The following is a 19702-nucleotide window of genomic DNA, read 5'->3' as shown; positions in this document are numbered from 1 at the left end:
CGGGCTTCCGGGTTTCCGGGCTTCCGGGCGTGATCTTCGAATTCTAGCGCGCCGGACACCGCCACCGAGGTATCAGGGCGGCAGGTCACGCACGCTTCACTCGATCGTGGCACGACTCCGGATCATAGTCCGCTTCGCCGCTGCCCAGTGCGAACCGGTGAGCCGGCCCGACGGCTTGGGGCGCAGGTGCTTGCCGTCCGGGTGGTGACCACTCTGGACACGGTGCCGGTGTGGTCGAAGGCGCGGGTCGTGCGGCTGCTCCGGCACAACGGAACAGAACTCGCTCACCTGATTGCCGCAGCAGTGCTTTCCGCTGTGGATGTGGCGTGGCCGAGGCTGCGTCGGGCCCTGGACAGCCAGCGCGGGTCGCCGAGCGTCTCGAACATCGCCAGGCCACGTCGGATCAGCGCCTGCGCCTGGCCGCGTTCGCCCATCGCCAGGTGGATGTCGCCGAGACACACCTCGGTGCACGCCATGCCGTGCTCGTCCAGGGTCAGCGCGAACTGCTCCCGGCTCTGCACCGCGCAGGCGTAGGCCTGGTTCAGGTCGCCGCTGCCGAGGTGCAGATAGGCGAGGTTGCGCCAGCACGCGGCCTCGCGGCGCCGGTCGCCGAGGTCGCGGAACGCCTGCTGGCTCGTGGTCAGCATCTCCAGCGCGGCCGGCCGGTCGCCGCGTTCGAGTCGCACGATGCCCAGCTCGAGCAATGACGCGGCCCGCCAGCGCCGGTCGCCGAGGCGGTCGAACTCGTCGCTTGCCTGGCGCAGGCACCGTTCCGCTTCGTGCCAGTTCTCCTGGTACTGGTGCAGGACGCCCAGTTCGCGCAGGGTGTAGGCGAGCCACCGCGGATTGTCGAGGGTGGCCAGGCGGTCAAGGCAGTCGGTGAAGCACGTCGCGGCAGCCTGGAGCATGCCCTGCTGCCGCAGACCGACGCCGACGGACAGCTTGGTCACCACTTCCAGGAGGGCGTCGCCCGCGGCGGGCAGGACTTCGAGGCACTCGCGGAAGAGCTTCTCGCACAACGCGAAGTCGCGTTGCTCCCTGGCCGTGAAGCCCCGGGCGAACAGCGCGTACGCGGTCCAGTAGGCGCTGCCCAGGCGGCGGGCGGCGGCCAGGCCGGGTTCCAGCGCGTGTACCAGGGCGTCCCATTGGGAACGCAGTTCGAGATAGGCGCCCATCGACGCGACGAACTGGCAGGTCAGTTCGTCCAGTCCGATGTGGACGGCGCGGTCGATCACCTCGAGCAGGCAGGGGTGTTCCTCGTCCAGCCAGGCCGGGGCGTCCGCCACCAGGTCATCGACCAGGCCTGGCGCGCCGAGGTCCAGTGCGGGGGGCTCGAACTCCGTCAGGCCGCCGAACTCGAGCCGGATGTCGGCCTGCCGCACGATGTGCAGGTATGCGTTCAGGACGCGGCGCTCCGACTGTTCACGTTCTGGCGCCGGACTGTCCTGCTGGGCCTTCTCCTCGGCGAACAGCTGCAGCAGGTCGTGGAAGTGGTAGCGAAGACGGCCCGCGGCACCGGTCGCGCACTCCAGCAGGTTGGCCTCCACCAACCGGTCCAGCAGACGCTCGGTGGAGAACAGGTCCTTCTCCAGCGCCGCGGCGGCCGCCCAGGCCGGGAAACTCGGGCCGGGCAGCAGTGCCAGCAGCCGGAACGCGTGTTGCTCCGCTTCGTCCAGACTGGCGTAGCTCAGCAGGAAACTGGCCCGCACCTCGCGGTCACCGCCGACGAGCTCGTCGAGCCGGTGCCGTTCGTCCGCCAGTCGCAGCGCCACCGCGTCCGCGGTCAGATGGGGCAACGAGCGGAGCTTCATGCCGACGATGCGCAACGCCAGCGGCAGCCCACCGCACAGCGCGGTGATGCGCTTCGCCGTCTTGCGCCCGGCCACGTCGTCGCCCACCAGCTTGCCGAGCAGGCGCACCGAGTCGGCCGCGTCCAGCGCGTCCAACCGGATCCGCTTGCACGTGTCGAGGCCGGTCAGCCTGCTCCTGCTGGTGATCAGGACGCAACAGCCCGCGTGACCGGGTAGCAGCGGCCTGACCTGGTCCTCCGACGCGGCGTTGTCGAGCACGACCAGCACCCGCCTGCCCGCCAGCCGGTCGCGGAACATGCTCGCCCGCTCCTCCCCGGGGCCGGGGACGTCGACGCCGGCCACGCCCAGTTCGCGCAGGAACCGGGCCAGCACCTCGTCCGGTGAGTGCGGCCGGGGATCGGCTCCGCGCAGGTCGGCGAACAGCTGGCCGTGCGGGAACGACTCGGCCAGCCGGTGGCCGGCGTGGATCGCGAACGCCGTCTTCCCGACGCCGGGGCAGCCGGTCACGGTCACGATCGGCAGCACCGCCGATTCCCTCGTCGCCAACGAGAACAGCTCGTCCAGCGCCGCGTCCCGGCCGGTGTAGTGATCGGCCTCCGGCGGGAGCTGCCGCGGGCGCTGGTCGGTCGGAACGCGCTGCGGAGCCAGGTCGTCGGAGAGCAGCCTGCTGTGCAGTTCGCGCAGGGACTGGCCGGGCGTGACGCCGAGTTCGGTGTCCAGCACGCGGTAGACCTGCTGGTAGGCGTTCAACGCGTCGGCCCGTCTGCCGCAGCGGTACAGGGCGAGCATGAGCTGTGCCCACAACTTCTCGCGCAGCGGCTGTTCGGTGACGAGTTTGCGCAGCTCGCCGACAAGATCGGCGTGGTGGCCCAGTCGCAGCCGGACCTCGACGTACCGTTCCACGACCGCGAGCCGCTGCTCTTCCAGCCTGGCCAGCTCCGCGCACAGCGCAGGGCCGGCCGCGTGGCCCTCCAGCGCGGAGCCGCGCCACAGCCGCAGCGCCTGATCGTAGGACTCCGCCGCGGCGGTGAACTCCCCGTTCCGCAGGGCTTGGTCGCCGGCGGTGCTCAGCCTGTCGAACTCCAGCAGGTCCAGCTCGCCCGCCTGCACCGCCAGCGCGTAGCCGCCCGGACGGGTGGACAGCCGCGCCGTGCCGAGGCGTTGCCGCAGCCCCGCGACGTAGGTGCGCAGGTTGGACGCCGGTGTGGCGGGCGGTGTCTCCCACACGGCTTCGGCGAGGTAGCCGACGCTCGCCGTCTGGTTGGCCCGGAGCAGCAGTGCCGCCAGCACCGCCCGTTGTCGCGAGCCCCCCAGCGCGACGGCCGCACCTAGGTCGCGGACCTCCAGAGGCCCCAGGATGCGGAATTCCACGTTGCCAGTGTGCCGGGCCCGACTACGACGTGTGGGCGAAACAGGGCAATTGCCGGGCAGTCGTACCTGTCTGACTGAACTTGGGACCAGGCAGGTTTCCATGCGATATGGAATCTGGGCAGGATCTGGGCCGGTCGGACGTCAGGGTTGGCCGTGCCTGCCTCGAAAGCGCAGGTCCGACCGAGGAACAGGAGATCTCGTGAGGGTGTTGGAGAGAGTCACCGTCGCGGCGTTGATGGGTGCGCTGATCAGCGTGTCCTTCGGCGCGGCCACAGCGTCCGCGGCGACGGCCCGCAACGGGGTGTGCGAGGCAGGCGAGTTCTGCCTGTACTACAACAGCAACCACCAGGGCTCGCTGTCCGATTTCGCCACGTCGATCTCCGACTACGGCGACAGCCAGCCGAGCTGCTACGAGTTCAAGAGCGCGGGCAACGGCAAGGGCCTGTGCGTGAAGAACGAGGCCGCTGCTGCCTGGAACCGCACCAGCGGTCCGGTCACGGTGTACTACAACAGCGGATACGCCGGTGCCAAGCAGACGATCGCGGCCGGCGGCAAGGTCAACCTGAACGCGACCCTCAAGAACGAGAACGCCTCGCATCGGCTCAACGACAACGGTGGCGGCGGCGGTGGCGGCGCGACCTACGCGGCACCGCCGAACAACCCGCACCCGTCGGCGACCAGCCGGGCGCCCAGTGCGACGGCCCGCACGCAGTTCGTCGACGACCAGATCGCCCGGCTGACCGGTGAGAAGCACTGCTGGGTGGGCGCCTACCGCAGCTACCAGCCCTCGACGAGCAACCACAACACCGGCAACGCGCTCGACTGCACGATCTCGAGCGCGATCGGCTCCTACCCGTCCGCGGCGCAGAAGGCCCAGGGCTGGAAGCTGGCGTACTGGCTGCAGAAGTACGCCGGCAGGCTCGACGTCCGGTACGTGATCTGGCAGGGCAAGATCTGGAGCGTCGCCCGCGCGTCCGAGGGCTGGCGCACGTACACCGGCGGGTCCGGTGTGACCGGTGGTCACTACGACCACGTCCACGTGTCGATTCAGAACCCCCACGGCGACTGATCGACACGGCCTGGTTCTCTGCTAGGCCGTGTGTGACCTGACCGGGTAGGCGGCGAAGCTGCGGTAGCTTCGCCGCCTACCCAATGGCAGCGGTCTCGCAGTTGTTCTTCACCTGAGCCCGCGCAACACCAGCACGGAACGGCCGGGCCGGATGCTGGATCCCGTGATCGCCTTGCGGGTCTCGTACCCGGCCGTGTCGAGCAGCACTGACCAGCGCCTGACCGACTTGCGTTGTGGCAGGACGACCTCGCGTTCGTCGAAGCCGGCGTGGAAGACGCACAGCAGCTCACTCTTTGCGAGGAGCATGGACAGTGTCCGGTACTCGTCCGCGATCCAGTCGGAGTCCCGCAGCGATTCACCGTCCGGCCCGAACCAGGCGATCTCGTTGCCGGTGTTCAGGAAGTTCGCGCTGTGGAACGCGGGATGCCGGCGGCGCAGCTGGACCAGCTCCGCCACGAACCTGACCAGCTCGGCGTCCGCGTTGGGCCAGTCGATCCACGTCAGTTCGTTGTCCTGGCAGTACGCGTTGTTGTTGCCCTGCTGGGTGCGGCCGAGCTCGTCGCCGTGGCTGAGCAGCGGAACGCCCTGGGACAGCAGGAGTGTGGCGAGGAAGTTGCGTTGCTGGCGGGCGCGCAGGCCGAGCACGGCCGGTTCGTCGGTGGGGCCTTCGACGCCGCAGTTCCACGACCGGGTGTCGTCGCTGCCGTCGCGGTTGTCCTCGCCGTTCGCCTCGTTGTGCTTCTGGTCGTAGGAGACGAGATCGCGCAGGGTGAACCCGTCGTGAGTGGTGACGTAGTTGATCGAGGCCGTGGGGCGGTGTCCCTGCCGCTGGTAGAGGTCAGCCGATCCGGCGAGACGGCCGGCGAGGTCGGTGGGCTGGACGCGCTCGCCACGCCAGAAGTCGCGGACGGTCGCGCTGTACCTGTTGTTCTGCTCCGACCACGGTGACGGGAAACGGCCGAGCTGGTCCCCGCCGGCGTCCCATGGCGCGGCGATGAGCTTGACGCTGTTGAGGACCGGATCCTGTTGCAGCATCGAGAAGATGGGCGACAGGCGGTTGAACTCGCCGTGGTCGCGGCCGAGCGTCGCGGCGAACTCGAACCTGAACCCGTCGACGTGCATCTCGGTCACCCAGTACCGCAGGGAGTCCATGATCATGCGCAGCGTCTGGGGTGCCTGGTTGTTGAGCGTGTTCCCGGTGCCGGTGTAGTCCACGTAGTACTGAGGGTCGTCGTCGGCGAGCTGGTAGTAGGTGCGGTTGTCGATGCCGCGCCAGCAGAGCGTCGGGCCGAGGTGGTTTCCTTCCGCCGTGTGGCTGTAGGCGACGTCGAGGATCACCTCGATACCGTTGCTGTGGAAGGCCTTCACCATCTCCTTGAACTCGCGTACCGGGTCGGAGACGGCGTAGTCGTTGTGCGGAGCGAAGTAGCCGATGGTGTGGTAGCCCCAGTAGGTGCGCTGGCCGCGGTTGAGGACGTTCCGGTCGTGCACGAACTGCTGCACCGGTAACAACTGCACGGCCGTGACACCGATCGACTGCAGGTGCTGGACGATCACGTGCTGGGTCAGTCCGGTGAAGGTGCCGCGCAGTTCGTCCGGAATGTTCGGGTGCAGCATGGTCATGCCGCGCACGTGCGTCTCGTAGATCACCGTGTCGGCCATCGGGGTTCGGGGCGGCCGGTCGTCCTCCCAGTCGAAGAACGGGGAGATCACCACGGAGAGCGGCACGTACGGGGCCGAGTCGGTGTCGTTGTACTGGTCTTGATCGTCGATCGCGTACCCGTAGAGGGCCTGGTCGTAGTGGACGTCCCCGGAGGCCCACTGGCCCCAGCCGAGCTCGCCGGAGACGGCCTTGGCGTACGGGTCGAGCAGGAGCTTGTTCGGGTTGCAGCGCAGGCCCTGCGCCGGGTCGTACGGTCCGTGCACCCGGAAGCCGTACCGCTGCCCCGGCCCGATGCCCGGCACGTAGACGTGGTGGACGAAGTCGGTGAGGCCGGTCATCCGGATTCGGGTCTCGTTGCGGTCGTCATCGAACAGGCACAGCTCGACGGCCTCCGCGACCTCGCTGAACAGGGCGAAGTTCGTGCCCACGCCGTCGTAGGTGGCGCCCAGGGGGCTCCACGCGCCGGTCGTCAGCGGTTCCGGTTCCTCGCTCATGGAGGTGTAGGCCGAAGGCTGGGCGATCGCGTCGTCGGAGAACCGCAGCGGCAGCCGCACGGTGTGGATGGGAGCGCCCCAGCGGTTGATGTAGGTCAGCCACATCGACTGCTCCGCCGAGTCGAGCTCCTCGATCGCGGAGGCGCGCGGGGTGATGGCGAACCGGACGGGACGGTAGGTGCCGCCGAACCGGTGCAGCACCAGCGTCGGCTCGCCGATCGTGCGGCTGTCGAACAACGGGTAGGCGTCGAGCACGCAGGTGAACTCGAACTCCTCGTCCTCGTAGGGCCATTCGGTCGTGGCGGTGAGCGCGCGGAGGTCGGCGGTGACGAGGTAGCCGTGCTCGGGGGAGACCTCCCGCGGCCAGCTCACGACTGGTTCCAGCGGCAGCGCGCGGTCAGTCATCGCCGCCTCCGTCCGGTGGCACGGCGAGCCGCGTGAAGGGGTTGCCGTAGCAGACGTACATGAAGGTGTAGAGGAACTCCTTGAGCGCTTCCATCGCCGGCCGGCGACCGTCCACTCTGGTCGCGGCACGCGCCCGCACGAGGCGCACGGCCTCGGCGACGGGGATGGCGGGGTCGCGGACGATCTCCTGGAAGATCTGGTCGGCCACGGTCCGCGCGATGTCCGTGTCGACCTTGCCGGCGGCGCCGATCACGGTGGCGGCGCCCTGGCGCAGGAACAGCTCCGCGAAGCCGAAGAGCGAGAGGTTGACGCGCACGTCGTTGAGCAGCCGGCCGGAGTGGCAGGCGTTCATGAACACCAGCCCGTGCGAGGCGTGCAGGCCGGGCAGATCGCCGTAGTCGAACGCTTCGAGGCCGAGGTCGTCCAGCGTCAGCTCGGTCATCCTGTCCGAGAACTTCCCGTGTGCGGCGATGTAGACCAGGCCGAGCGGCGCGGTGTCGTAGAGGCGGTCGAGCAGTTCGTCGTTGGAGCGGCAGCGCAACGGGTTGAACCGGTTGATCGAGGCCAGGTCGGCCCGCATGTCGTCGATGGCCCACGCGACCGCGTCGCCGGTGCAGACGTGGTCGCCCAGCTCCAGCGGGTTCGGGCGCCGGCGCGGGTCGAACGAGTGGATGGTGACCATGCGGGTGACGGCGAGCAGCTGACCGAGCCAGCCGTCCGCCCGGCCTTCCTGCTCGTCGCCAGGGAGGTACAGCAGCTCCCACGGGATCTCGTAGCCGGTGTCGTCCCACACCACCAGGCGGAGGTTGCCGTCACCCACGGTGGCCCGCAGGCGTTCCACCCACTCCCGCAACGACTCGGCCTGGCGGGACCAGCTCTGCATCAGGTACCGGATGTTGCGGGCCCGTTCCCTGGCCGCGCTCTCGTTGTCCGCCATGTCACCGAGTGCCAGCTCGGGCCGCGGCATCGTGCTCGCCCGCAGGTGCAGCCGGTTGTCGCGGTGCTTGCCGGTGATGGTGAACGCGTCGGGACCCGCCCTGTTCACGACCAGCATCGCGTAGCTCTGGTCGAGCCGGGTCGAGATGTCGGCGACGAACTCGCCCATCGGCTGCGCGTCCGGCAGCTCGGCGACGACCTCCTGCGCGGCGGCGGGTACCGGCCCCGCCGTGACGGCCGGGCTGGTGCCGGTCAGGAGTCTGGTCAGCGAACTCATGACACCACAAGGCAATCCGGGCCGAGGGCGCGCGCGAGGTCCAGCGGCACGTCCGGGAGTGGCAGGCGCGGTGGCAGCACCACGACCGGGCGAACGCCGTCGAGCTCCGCGATCGCGCGGCCCGCCGCTATCGCGTCGTCGATGCCCTGTCCCCGCACGAGCCCGTCGACCGCGCCGCGGAGGCTCGCGTCGAGCGGCACGTTGCCGAGCCCGTCGGTGACCACGACAAGCGTGGCCTCGTCAACGGGGGTACGGCCGTGTTGCAGGGCGTGGCAGAGGGTGGTGCGGGCGAGTTCGAGGCCGTGTGCGAGCGGGGTGGCGGTTCCGTGGGTGTTCTCCAGCGCCGCCGCGACGCGCGGGTCGAGCAGACTGCGCGCCATCGTTCGCTGGGCGCGCACGGGAACCTCGGCACCGGGCGCGCCGACGTCGACCACGCACACCGTCGAGCGCCGGGTGTAGGCGGCGCGCAGGTGCTCGGCCAGCGCGGGCATCCAGTCCCAGTCGCGGTGACAGGTGTGGTCCAGCACCAGCACCAGCAGGTGGTCGGCCTTCGGCGTGCGCCGGTGGCGGCGCAGGTCCGACGGCGAGAGCAGGAGAGGTTCGTCCGCGCCGGTGCGGCCGCGGATCACCTGGTACTTGGCGGCTTCGCGGAACGTCGCTTTCCACGCGATGTCGACGAGCCGGTTCGTGGGCTCGGTGCCGACGACCTCGCCCCGGTCCGACGGCGTGCCGCTGCGGCGTTGCCACGGCAGGACCAGCGGAGTCGCCTCGCGTTCGGGTTCGGCGACGTCCTCCGGATAGGGGTTGCCGGCCAGCGCCAGCGCTATCGGTTCCAAGGCCTCGCCGGCGCCGCCCTCCATGATCGGGGTGGGCACGAGGCCGGTCCGACCGCCGGGTCCGCCGGCCGGAAGCTGCCGGGGTGTGGCGGAAGGGCGCGCTTCGGGAGTTTCAGCCTCAGTGGCCTGGTGCTGCTCGGCTGGCCGTGCGGGGTCGTTCTTGGCCGTGGTGGACAGGCCGATGAACGCCGCTGCCTCGTCGACGTGCCAGGCCTCCACCTCGGACGCGCCGTCGAACCGGGCGAAGGCCCTCGCCAGCCGCAGCAGGGCGAGCGGCCGGCGCATGCCCACGGCCGCGTCGTGCAACGCGACGGCTCGGCCGACCGCGACCGGACTCACCGCCGCGGGGGGAACCTTGTCGGCGAGCATGCGCAACCAGGCGGCAGGCGCGTCGGGGATCGGGTACTCGGGCTCGGCCTCGCCGTTCAGCGCGGCGAGCACGCGGGCGATCGGGTTGATCAGCGGCACGGCCCTGGCCGCGGGCAGCCGGGCGGTGAAGCGGTCGAGCAGGTGCGGGCTGACACGGCCGATGTCCTCACTGGCGCAGGCCGCCAGCCAGTAGGTGGTGTTCGACCTCGTGCAGGAGACGCCGTGGCGTTCGAGGTGCAGCACCGGCGAGCCCAGGGTGGCTACGGCGGCCCGGCCGCGAGGCTCAGCCGCGCGAGGTCGGGTGCGACCACGACGAGCGGGCCGTCGTGGTTCAGCCGTCCCGGGGAGGGGACGAACGTGCCGCTGTCGTAGGAGATCCACAGGTCGTCGTCGTGCTCGTGTGTGCCGAGGACGACGGTCGCGGCGCCGCTGCCGAGGATGGTGGCGAACTGCCTGGCGATCGTGAGCAACGCCGGGGTGGGCATGTCCAGCAGGAGGACACCGTCGAGACCCGGCTCGAGTGCGCAGCACACCAGCAGCCGGGGGAGGACGAACTCGGGAACGGTCGTCACGGTCAGCCGGTGAGTTCGTCGAGCCGCTGCTGGTCCTCCGCCGTCCAGTGCACCGGACCGCGCTGCCCTGCCTGCGAGCGCCGGTGCTGCAACGCGAGCGGTGCCACCGCCCGCACGTGCGACCGCGTGACAACCGGCACGTCCTCGCGTGCGGCGAGGGCGCGAGCGGCCAGCGCGGTGACCACGTCGCCCCGGTGACCACTGACCCCGAAGACGGCGGCCAGCTCCGCGCACAGCGACGTCATGTCGTACTCGAACTTGACGTCGTACAGGCGTCCACGGGCCTCCGTCAGTGTCGTTCTGACGTTGGAGTCCCCGATCATCCCGCTGGTCAGGAACGGGTCGTCCGGCCTGGCGCGCGCCTCGTCGAAGCGGAGCACCGTGTCGAGGATCTTCCTGCGGCGGGCGGGATCGGTCTCCGCACGGACGTCGACGGAGAGGCCGAACCTGTCGAGGAGCTGCGGGCGCAGACCGCCCTCGTCCGGGTTCATCGTGCCGACGAGGGTGAACTCGACGTTGACCTGCCGGTCCACGCCCTCACGCTGGATCGTGAGGATCCCGGTGGAGGAGACGTCGAGGATGATGTTCACGACGTGGTCGTCGAGGAGGTTGATCTCGTCTACGTAGAGCACGCCCTTCTCGCCGGCTTCCTCGAGCAGGCCCCGCTGCTCGACCGCCCGGCCACGCACCAACTCGTCGAGCCGCCAGCCACCGAGGACCCGGTCGTCGGTCGCGTTGATCGGCAACGTGACCGGCAGGCTCCGGTTCATCATGATCGAGAAGGCGCGGACCGTCATGGACTTGGCGGTGCCGCGGTCGCCCGTGGCGAGCACGCCGCCGATGCGCGGCGCGATGTAGCTGAGCTCCAGCGCGGTCTTCAGCTGCTCCTGGCCGACGATGCAGGAGTAGGGGAGTACCGCGGTGCCCGGCTCTTCCGTCACGATTCCGCCGGCCGCTGCCAGCGCAGCGTGATCTGCAGTTGCGCGCTGGTCTTCGTCTTGGCGAGCACCGCGCCGAGCTCGGCGTCGAGCGTGATGCCCAGCTGCAGCTCGACCTCGTCCGGCGCGACGCCCTTGCCGAGGTCCTTGAGCCCGTCGGTGAACCGCTCCGCGCACGTGCGGGCGAGCTGGACGCCGTCACCGAGCAGGTCCCTGGCCACCGCGATGACCTTCTCGGCGGGGTTGGCCCTCGTGTCGTCGTCCCAGTCCCCGCCCGCCGGGGGCGCCACGGCTACCTCGACGTAGATCGGCTGCCTGTCCTCGCCACTCGTCGCGACCACTGACACCGAGACCTCCAAGCCGGATTCGGGTGTTCGAGTACGGGGAAGGTCGCTGTCAGCAGCGGCCCTGTTACAGCGCGTACCTCGTTCGGCCCAGCGGGGAGGGGTCAGCGGTTCAGGTGGCCGGCGATGGTGGCGCCGATCTCGGCCATGGGGATGGGGTGCGTCATGTCTCCGTGCGTGGCGGGGACGGGGTGGAGGTGGAGAGTGCCGGTGATGTGGGGAGCCCACGCGTCGGGGTGGGGTGAGGAGTCGGTGCGGTCCTCGGTGGCCAGGAAGAACAGGGCGTCGCCACGGTAGGCGGCCGCGGGGGTGTGCGTGTCGGAGAGGTGGCGGTTGTGGGCGAAGACGGAGGGGAGGGCGGCCACGGCGCGGGCGCCGAGGACGGGGACGAGGTCGTCGAGGGAGGTTCGGCCCAGGGAGGCCAGGAGGTCCGCGGTGGGATCGGAGGCCGAGGGCGGGCCGGGGGTGCCGGGGTAGCCGTCGAGGAGGGCCAGGAAGGCCACCTCCGCGTTCTCGGCTTGGAGGCGGGTGGCGATGGCGTGGGCGACCTGGGCGCCGAACGACCAGCCCAGGAGGTGGTAGGGACCCTCGGGCTGGATGGCGCGGATCTCGGCCAGGTAGTCCTTGACCATCTCGTCCAGGGTGCCGGTCCAGGCTTCGGTGAGTGCACGGGACTGGAGGGCGTGGACGGGGCGGTCGTCGAGATGGCGGAGCAGTCCTGAGTAGACCCAGCCGATGCCCGCCGCGGGGTGGACGCAGAACAGGGGTGCCCTGGAACCGGTGGAGCGCAACGGGAGCAGGACGTTAAGGGGGTCGGTGCCGGTCTCGTCGAGGCGCGTGGCCAGTCCTGCGGGGGTGGGGGCGTCGAAGACGGCGCGGATGGTGGTGTGCACGCCCAGGGCGCGGTGGACGCGGTCGACCAGGCGGGTGGCGAGCAGGGAGTGGCCGCCCAGGTCGAAGAAGTCGTCGTCGACACCGACCGAGTCCAGGCCGAGGACGTCGGCGAACACGGCGCAGAGGACGCGTTCGCGGTGGTCGCGCGGGGGTCGGGTGGGGGCGCGGGTGAAGTCGGGGGCGGGCAGGGCCCTGCGGTCGAGTTTGCCCGACGGGCTCAGGGGCAGTTTCGTCAGGGCGACGACGGCCGCGGGGACCATGGCCTCGGGCAGCGACCGCGCCGCGAACTCGCGTACGGAGGCCGCGTCGAAACCGGCTGGCTCAGCGGGGACGGCGTAGACGACCAGGCGTTTGTCGCCAGGGCGGTCCTCGCGGACCACCGCGGCGGCCTGGGCCACCGACGGATGTGCGGAGACGGCGGCGGCGACCTCACCCAGTTCGATCCGGACGCCGCGGATCTTGACCTGGTCGTCGGTACGGCCGAGGTACTCCAGCACACCGCCGGAGTGCCAGCGGACCAGGTCACCTGTGCGGTACATCCGCTCGCCGGGGCGGTGGGGGTTGGGGACGAAGCGCTGACCGGTGGTGGCGGGGCGGTTGAGGTAGCCGGTGGCCAGCTGGGTGCCGGAGAGGTAGAGCTCGCCGGTCGCGCCGGCGGGCACCGGGGACAGGGCCGGGTCGAGGACGTAGACCTGGGTGTTCCACACCGGGCGTCCGATGGGGACGGACGGGGTCGGGTCGTGCCGGAAGCGTTGCCAGGTCACGTCCACGGACGCCTCGGTGGGGCCGTAGAGGTTGTCGAGGTGGGCGGTGAAGCCCGCCGCGAAGCGCTCGGCCAGGGGAGTGGGCAGGGCCTCGCCGCTGCAGACGACCTGGCGCAGGCCCGGACAGCGGCCGGGGGCGACGGAGGCGGTGAAGACCTCCAGCATCGACGGGACGAAGTGGGCGACGGTGACGCCGGCGCGCTCGATCAGGCCTGCCAGGTAGGCGGGATCCTTGTGGCCCTCGGGTTTCGCCACGACCAGGACCGCGCCCGTGATCAGCGGCCAGAAGAACTCCCACACCGACACGTCGAAGCTCGACGGGGTCTTCTGCAGGACGCGGTCCGACCGGGTGAGGCGGTAGCGGTCCTGCATCCACAGCAGGCGGTTCACGATGCCGGAGTGGGGGACGACCACGCCCTTGGGCCTGCCGGTGGAGCCGGAGGTGTAGATGACGTACGCCGCGTCGTCCGGGGTCGCCGACGGCAGTGGCGTGTCGTCGGCGGCCGCGGGCAGGGCAGCCAGCGACGCCGGTGTGAGGACCAGCACCGGTGCGGCGTCGGCGACCATGTGCGCCACCCGGTCGGCCGGGTAGCCGGGGTCGACGGGCAGGTAGGCCGCGCCCGTCTTGTGCACGGCGTACAGCGCGATGATCAGGTCCAGCGAGCGCGGCAGCGCCACGCCGACCGTGCGGCCCGGGGCGGCCCCCGCGCGGTGCAGGGCGCGGGCCAGCTCGGTGGCGCGGTCGTCCAGTTCGGCGTACGTCAGGCCGGTGCCGTCGAACTCGACGGCCGGGGCGTGCGGGGTGCGGGCGACCTGGGCGGCGAAGAGCGCGGGCAGGGTCGTGGCGGGCACGTCGGCGGCGGTGTCGTTCCAGTCCTCCAGGATCAGCGTGCGCTCGGCCGGGTCGAGGACGTCGATCTCGCGGGTGCGCAGGCCGGGTTCGGCGGCGACGGCGGCCAGCACGCGGACGAACCGGTCGGCCAGACTCTGGGCGGTGCCGGCGTCGAACAGGTCGGCGGCGTATGCCAGGGAGCCGTCCAGCCCTCCGCCGGGCGCCTCGGCGAAACCCAGGCCCAGGTCGAACTTGACGCTCTCCGCGCCGATCTCGTGCTCGGCGACCGCCAGGCCCGGCAGGGACAGGTCGGCCGGGCCGGTGTTCTGCAGCACCAGCGAGACCTGGAACAGCGGGTGCCTGGCCAGGGACCTGGCCGGGTTCAGCTCCTGCACGAGCCGTTCGAACGGCACGTCCTGGTGCTCGAACGCCCTCAGATCGGTCTCCCTGACCCTGGCGAGCAGGTCGGTGAACGAGGGGTCGCCCGTGGTGTCGACGCGCAGCACGAGGGTGTTGACGAAGAACCCGACGACGTCGTCGAGGGCGCGGTCCGCGCGGCCGGCGACCGGCGTGCCGATCGGGATGTCGGTGCCCGCGCCGACGCGGGTGAGCAGGGTGGCGAGAGCGGCCTGCAGGACCATGAACAGCGTCACCCGGTGGTTCTTGGCCAGCTCCAGCAGCCGGGCGTGCAGAGCGGCGCCGATCTCGACGGGCACCGTGCCGCCCCGGTGGGTGGCGACGGCGGGGCGGGGGCGGTCCGCGGGCAGCGCCAGTTCGTCCGGCAGGCCCGCGAGCGCGCCGCGCCAGTGCTCGACCTGGCCTGCCAGCAGGGAGTCGAGCAGGTCGCGCTGCCACAGGGTGTAGTCGGCGTACTGCACCGGCAGCGGCGCCCAGCCGGGCTCGGCGCCCGCCAGCCGCGCGGTGTAGGCGGTGCGCAGGTCGCGGACCAGCGGACCCAGCGACGCGCCGTCGACGGCGATGTGGTGCAGCAGCAGGAGAAGCACGTGCTCGTCAGGGCCGGTGACGAACAAAGTGGTGCGTATCGGCGCGTCGACGGCGAGGTCGAACTCCTGCCGGGCGGCGGCGTCGAGGCCGGCGTGGCCGACGACGTCCAGGGCGGGCCGCCACTCGTCGAGCACGAGCTGGCTGGGGGTGCCGTCGATCTCGGGGAAGACGGTGCGCAGCGCCTCGTGCCTGCCGACCACGTCGTGCAGGGCGGCCTCGAGCGCGACGCGGTCCAGCGCCCCGGTCAGGCGCAGTGCGTACGGGACGGCGTAGCCCCCGCCCTGGTTCTCGAGGCGGTTGAGGAACCACAGCCGGGACTGGGCGGGCGACAGGGGCAGCACCCGCGGCCGGGTGCCCGCGACCAGGGGCGGGCGGACGGGCCTGCCCTCGGCGCGGTCGACGGCGGCGGCGACGCCCTCGACGGTGGGGGTGGCGAACAGGTCGGCCAGCGCGAGTTCCGCGCCGAAGGTGGCGCGGACGCGGGCGATGAGCTTGGCCGCCAGCAGCGAGTGGCCGCCCAGGTCGAAGAAGCTGTCGCGGACGCCGACGTTGTCGACGTCGAGCAGGTCGGCGTACATGCCGCAGAGGATCTCCTCACGGGCCGTGCGCGGCCGGGCCTGCTCGGCGGCGGCCTCGGCCGACGGGGCGGGCAGGGCGCGGCGGTCGAGTTTGCCGTTGGGGGTCAGCGGCAGGGCGTCGAGCACGACGAACGCGCCGGGCACGAGGTAGTCGGGCAGCGCGGCGGCGGCGTGCGCGCGGATGTGAGCGGTGTCGAGCGCGCCGTCCGCAGGCACCAGGTAGGCGACCAGGCGCTTGTCGCCGGGCCGGTCCTCGCGGACGACGACGGCGGCCTGGGAGACGGCGGGATGGCGGGTGAGCACCGCGCCGACCTCGCCCGGCTCGACCCGGAAGCCGCGGATCTTGACCTGGTCGTCGGTGCGGCCGACGTACTCCAGCACGCCGTCGGCGCGCCAGCGGCCCAGGTCCCCGGTGCGGTACATGCGCTCGCCGGGGCCGTCGAACGGGCTGGTGAGGAACCGGCCCGCGGTGAGGCCGGACTGGCCGAGGTAGCCCTCGGCGAGGCCGAGGCCGGACAGGTAGACCTCGCCGACCACACCGGGCGGCACGGGCTGGAGGGCGGCGTCGAGCACGTGGGTGCGCTTGTTGACGAGGGAACGGCCGATCGGGACCGACCGGCCGAGCGCGTCGGCCGGCGCCAGGACGTGGCTGGTACCGATGATCATGTTCTCCACCGGGCCGTAGCCGTTGACCAGGCGCACGTGCGGGTGGCGGCGCAGCAGTTCGCCGATGTGGCGGGTCGAGGCGGCCTCGCCGCCCGTCATCACCTGGTGCAGCCCGGCGAAGACCTCCGGGTGCTCGTCGACGAGGTAGTTGAACAGGCTGGCCGACAGGTAGGCGGTGGTGACGGCGTGCCGGGGGATGAGCCGGGCGACGACCGCGGGTTCCGGACGCGACCCGGGGTGCAGCACGCAGGCGGCCCCCGACAGCAGCGGTCCGAACAGCTCCAGCACGAACGCGTCCCACGACGCCGGCGAGCACTGGAGCCACACCTGCTGCGGGCCGAAGTCGAGGAACGACTGCGACAGCAGGCTGGCCACGATCGAGCGGTGCGAGCCCAGGATCCCCTTGGGACGCCCGGTGGAGCCCGAGGTGAACATGACGCAGGCCGCGTCCGTGGGGGCACCGGGGACCTCGACCGGCGCGGCGGACAGCCCGGTGGCCGCCGCCATCCGTTCCGCGGTGACGGTCTCGGCGACGCCGGCCTCGGCGCGGATCTCGCGGACGCGCTCGGCGGGCAGCGCGGGGTCGAGCACGGTGTAGGCCGCGCCCGCCTTGAGCACACCGAGCACGGCGGCGACGAGGTCGACGCCGCGTTCCAGCGCGATGCCGACGACGTCTCCGCGCCGCACGCCGCAGTCGCGCAGGTGGCGGGCGACGCGGTTCGACCGCTCGTCCAGCTCGCGGTAGCCGACGCTGCCGTCGTCAGTGATCAGCGCGATGGCCTCGGGATGGGCTGCGGCGCGGACGGCGAACAGGGCGTGCGCGGTCTCGTCCGGGAAAGGCGCGTCGGTGTCGTTCCACTTGTGCAGCGCGGTGTCGGCGGGGTCGAGCACGGGCAGGCGGTCGACGGCGCGGCCGGGGTCGGCGGCGACGGCGGTGAGGACCAGGGTGAGCGCGGTGAGCAGACGGCGTGCGGTGGCCGGGTCGAACAGGTCGGTGCTGAACTCCAGCGTGCAGTCCAGACCTCCGGCGCGGGGCTTCTCGTCGACGGTCAGGGTGAGGTCGAATTTTGCGTTGCCCTGCGCGCCGTCGGCGAGACGGACGTCGAGTCCGGTCAGGCGGGGGCCGCCGGTGTCCTCGCCGCCGGTCAGCGACAGCGCCACCTGGAACAGGGGGTGGCGGGCGAGCACGCGCGGCGGGTTGAGCTCCTTGACCAGCCGGTCGAAGGGCACCTCGGCGGCGGCGTAGGCGGCCAGGTCGGTCTCCCGGACGCGGGCGAGCAGATCGGTGAAGGCGGGCCCGCCGCCGGTGTCCACGCGCAGCACCAGGGAGTTGACGAAGAACCCGACCAGGTCGTCGAGGACCTCGTCGGCGCGGCCCGCGACGGGCGTGCCGACGACGATGTCGGTGCCCGCGCCCATGCGGGTCAGCGCGGCGGCGAGGGCGGCGTGCACGACCATGAACAGCGTTGCCTGGTTGGCGCGGGCCAGCGCGGTCAGGGTGGCGTGGGTGCCGGCGTCGACCTGGGCGGTGACGGCGTCCTTGGCGTGCGTCGGGTCGGCCGGGCGGGACCGGTCGTAGGGCAGGGACAGCTCCTCGGGCAGGCCGTCCAGCGCGGCCTTCCAGTAGTCCACGCGGCCGTCGAGGTCCAGGTCCCGCTGCCAGAGGGTGTAGTCGGCGTACTGCACCGGCAGCGGCGTCCAGCCGGGCGCGCGGCCTGCCAGCCTGGCCTCGTAGGCGGTGCCCAGGTCGCGCAGCAGCGGACCGCTCGACACGCCGTCGCCCGCGATGTGGTGCAGGGCGAGCACGAGCACCGACTCGGTGTCGCTTGTGGACAGCAGGGTGGCGCGCAGCGGGAGGTCGGCGGCGAGGTCGAAGGGCGCGCGGGCGGCCTCGTCGACGAGCCGGTCGAGGTCGGCGGCCGGGCACCGGTGCGCGGTGAGCACGTCGCCGAACTCGGCGAGGACGTGCTGGCGCGGCTGCCCGTCCACGGCGGGGAACACCGTGCGCAGGCTCTCGTGGCGGGTGACGACGTCGCGCAGGGCGGTGGCGAGGGCGGGCACGTCGACACGCCCGGTCAGGTGCAGGGTCAACGGGATGGTGTAGGCGCGGTCCTGGCCGCGCACGCCCGCGAGGAACCACAGGCCCTGCTGGGCGGGGGAGAGCGGCACCGTCTCCGGACGCGGGCGGGCCACCAGCGGCGGGTGTGCCGTGCCCGAGGCCTGGTCGAGGGCGGCGGCGACCCCGGCGACGGTGGGCGAGCGGAAGAAGACGCGCAGGCCCAGTTCGAGGCCCAGCGCCGCGCGGACGCGGCTGATCAGCCGCGTCGCGAGCAGGGAATGCCCGCCCAGGGCGAAGAACCCGTCGTGGACGCCGACCGACTCCAGGCCGAGCACGTCCGCGAACAGTCCACAAAGGATTCGCTCGCGCTCGTCGCGCGGTGCCCGGCGGACCGGCGCTTCCTCGACCGGCGCCGGCGTCTCCGCGCGCACCGGTGCGGCAGGCGCGGCCGGCAGACCCAGGCGGGACAGCGGAACGTCCGGAGTGGACAGTGCGATGCGGAGCAGGCGTACCAGGACGTCGCCGAGGTGCGCCACGAACGGGCGGTCGAGCCGGTCGGCCGCGTACTCGAGCTGGCAGTCCATGCCGCCGTCGGCGCGGCGGGCGAACACCACGCTCAGGTCGAGCTTGGCCGCGGCGAGGTCGAGCGGTTCCACGGCGACGTCGAGCCCGCCCAGTCGCGGCGGGGTCGGGTCCTCCTGCAGGACCAGCATGACCTGGTAGACCGGATGTGCGGGAGAACCGCGGTCCACGCCGAGCCGCTCGACGACCCGCTCGAACGGCACGTCCTGGTGGGCGTAGGCGTCGAACGCGGTCTCCCTGGCCCGGCGCAGCAGCTCGCCGAAGCCGGGGTCGCCGGAGAGGTCGGTGCGCAACGCGAGGGTGTTGCCGAAGAAGCCGACCAGGTCGTCCAGCGCGGGGTCCTGCCGGCCCGACACCGGTGTGCCCAGCACGACGTCCGGCCCGGCGCCGTTCAGGCCCAGCACGGCGCTGACCGCCGCCTGCAGGCCGACGAACGGGGTGCAGCCCGCCGCACGGGCCGCGTCGGCCAGTCGCGCGCAGAGATCCGCGGGCAGTTCCACCTCGACGATCCCGGCGCCTGTGCCCTGTCCATTGGCGGGCAACGAGATCCGCTCGGGCAGGCCTGCCAGCCGGTCCGTCCAGTACGCCAGTTGCTCGGCGAGCAGGCTGGCCGGGTCGTCCTCGGCGCCGAGCACCTCGCGCTGCCACAGGGCGAAGTCGCCGTACTGGACCTCCAGTGGCGTCCAGTCCGGGGAGGTGCCTGCCGCACGGGCGGTGTAGGCGGTGTCGAGGTCGCGCAACAGCGGGCCGAACGAGCCGCCGTCGGCGGCGATGTGGTGCAGCAGCACCAGCAGCACGTGCTCGTCGGGCCCGGCCCGGAACAGCGTGGTGCGCAACGGGATCTCGGTGGCGAGGTCGAACGGCCGGGACGCCGCCGCGACCAGTGCGGCAGGCAGTTCGGCGCCCGCGGCCTCGGCGGGTGGCCCGGCGTCCGCGACCTCGGCCGGTGGCCCGGCATCAGCGACCACGACGGGCGCTGCGGCGTCGACCACCTCGAAAGGCGGTCTCGCGTCCTCCACCACGAGGTGCCCCGGCGTCCCGTCCACCACGGGGATGACCGTGCGCAGCACCTCGTGCCTGTCCGCCACGTCGGCGACGGCGGCGCGCAGGGCGGCGATGTCCAGAGGTCCGCGCAGCCGCAGGGCGACCGGGACGTTGTAGGCGGCCCCAGGACCGTCGAGCTGGTCGAGGAACCACAACCGTTGCTGGCCGAACGACAGTGCGGACATGGCATTCC

General features: G+C 71.9%; 9 protein-coding genes. 1 reads left to right on the top strand and 8 read right to left on the bottom strand.

The features are described 5' to 3' along the window. Positions 1-284: 284 nt before the first annotated feature. On the bottom strand, positions 285-3182 hold the full coding sequence (locus BLR21_RS04905) for an AfsR/SARP family transcriptional regulator (protein ID WP_176929454.1): 2898 nt from the start codon (positions 3180-3182) through the stop codon (positions 285-287). A 199-nt stretch (positions 3183-3381) separates the two neighbouring features. Between BLR21_RS04905 and BLR21_RS04900 the strand changes: the two genes are divergently transcribed. Then, entirely contained in the window at positions 3382-4251 is an 870-nt protein-coding gene (locus tag BLR21_RS04900; RefSeq protein ID WP_256334463.1) for a peptidase inhibitor family I36 protein, read from the top strand. A 108-nt stretch (positions 4252-4359) separates the two neighbouring features. Here BLR21_RS04900 and glgX read toward each other — a convergent pair whose 3' ends face one another. From glgX to BLR21_RS04865, 7 genes are all read right to left on the bottom strand, one after another. Then, positions 4360-6408 (bottom strand): glycogen debranching protein GlgX, encoded by a 2049-nt coding sequence (glgX, locus tag BLR21_RS04895; RefSeq protein WP_090004537.1) that lies wholly within the window; start codon positions 6406-6408, stop codon positions 4360-4362. Between the two features lie 397 nt (positions 6409-6805). Beyond that, positions 6806-8026 carry a CHAT domain-containing protein gene (locus BLR21_RS04890; RefSeq protein ID WP_090004355.1) on the bottom strand — a complete coding sequence of 407 codons (1221 nt, stop codon included), beginning with the start codon at positions 8024-8026 and terminating at the stop codon, positions 6806-6808. Then, complete coding sequence (locus BLR21_RS04885) at positions 8023-9474, bottom strand: hypothetical protein (RefSeq protein ID WP_090004354.1); 1452 nt, start codon at positions 9472-9474, stop codon at positions 8023-8025. The genes BLR21_RS04890 and BLR21_RS04885 overlap by 4 nt, the downstream gene beginning before the upstream one ends. Positions 9475-9491: 17 nt before the next feature. Further along, complete coding sequence (locus BLR21_RS04880; RefSeq protein WP_090004353.1) at positions 9492-9803, bottom strand: hypothetical protein; 312 nt, start codon at positions 9801-9803, stop codon at positions 9492-9494. Between the two features lie 2 nt (positions 9804-9805). Beyond that, positions 9806-10744 (bottom strand): AAA family ATPase, encoded by a 939-nt coding sequence (locus tag BLR21_RS04875; protein ID WP_090004352.1) that lies wholly within the window; start codon positions 10742-10744, stop codon positions 9806-9808. Then, the gene (locus BLR21_RS04870) at positions 10741-11088 is read right to left on the bottom strand and encodes a CU044_2847 family protein (RefSeq protein WP_143027602.1); all 348 of its coding nucleotides are present in this window, start codon (positions 11086-11088) and stop codon (positions 10741-10743) included. The genes BLR21_RS04875 and BLR21_RS04870 overlap by 4 nt, the downstream gene beginning before the upstream one ends. A 101-nt stretch (positions 11089-11189) precedes the next feature. Then, positions 11190-19694 (bottom strand): non-ribosomal peptide synthetase, encoded by an 8505-nt coding sequence (locus BLR21_RS04865; protein ID WP_090004350.1) that lies wholly within the window; start codon positions 19692-19694, stop codon positions 11190-11192. Positions 19695-19702 lie beyond the last annotated feature (8 nt).

It is taken from the genome of Lentzea albidocapillata subsp. violacea (assembly GCF_900100275.1).
In the GTDB taxonomy this organism is placed as follows: Bacteria; Actinomycetota; Actinomycetes; order Mycobacteriales; family Pseudonocardiaceae; genus Lentzea; species Lentzea violacea.
This window is presented reverse-complemented; position numbering and strand designations above follow the sequence as displayed.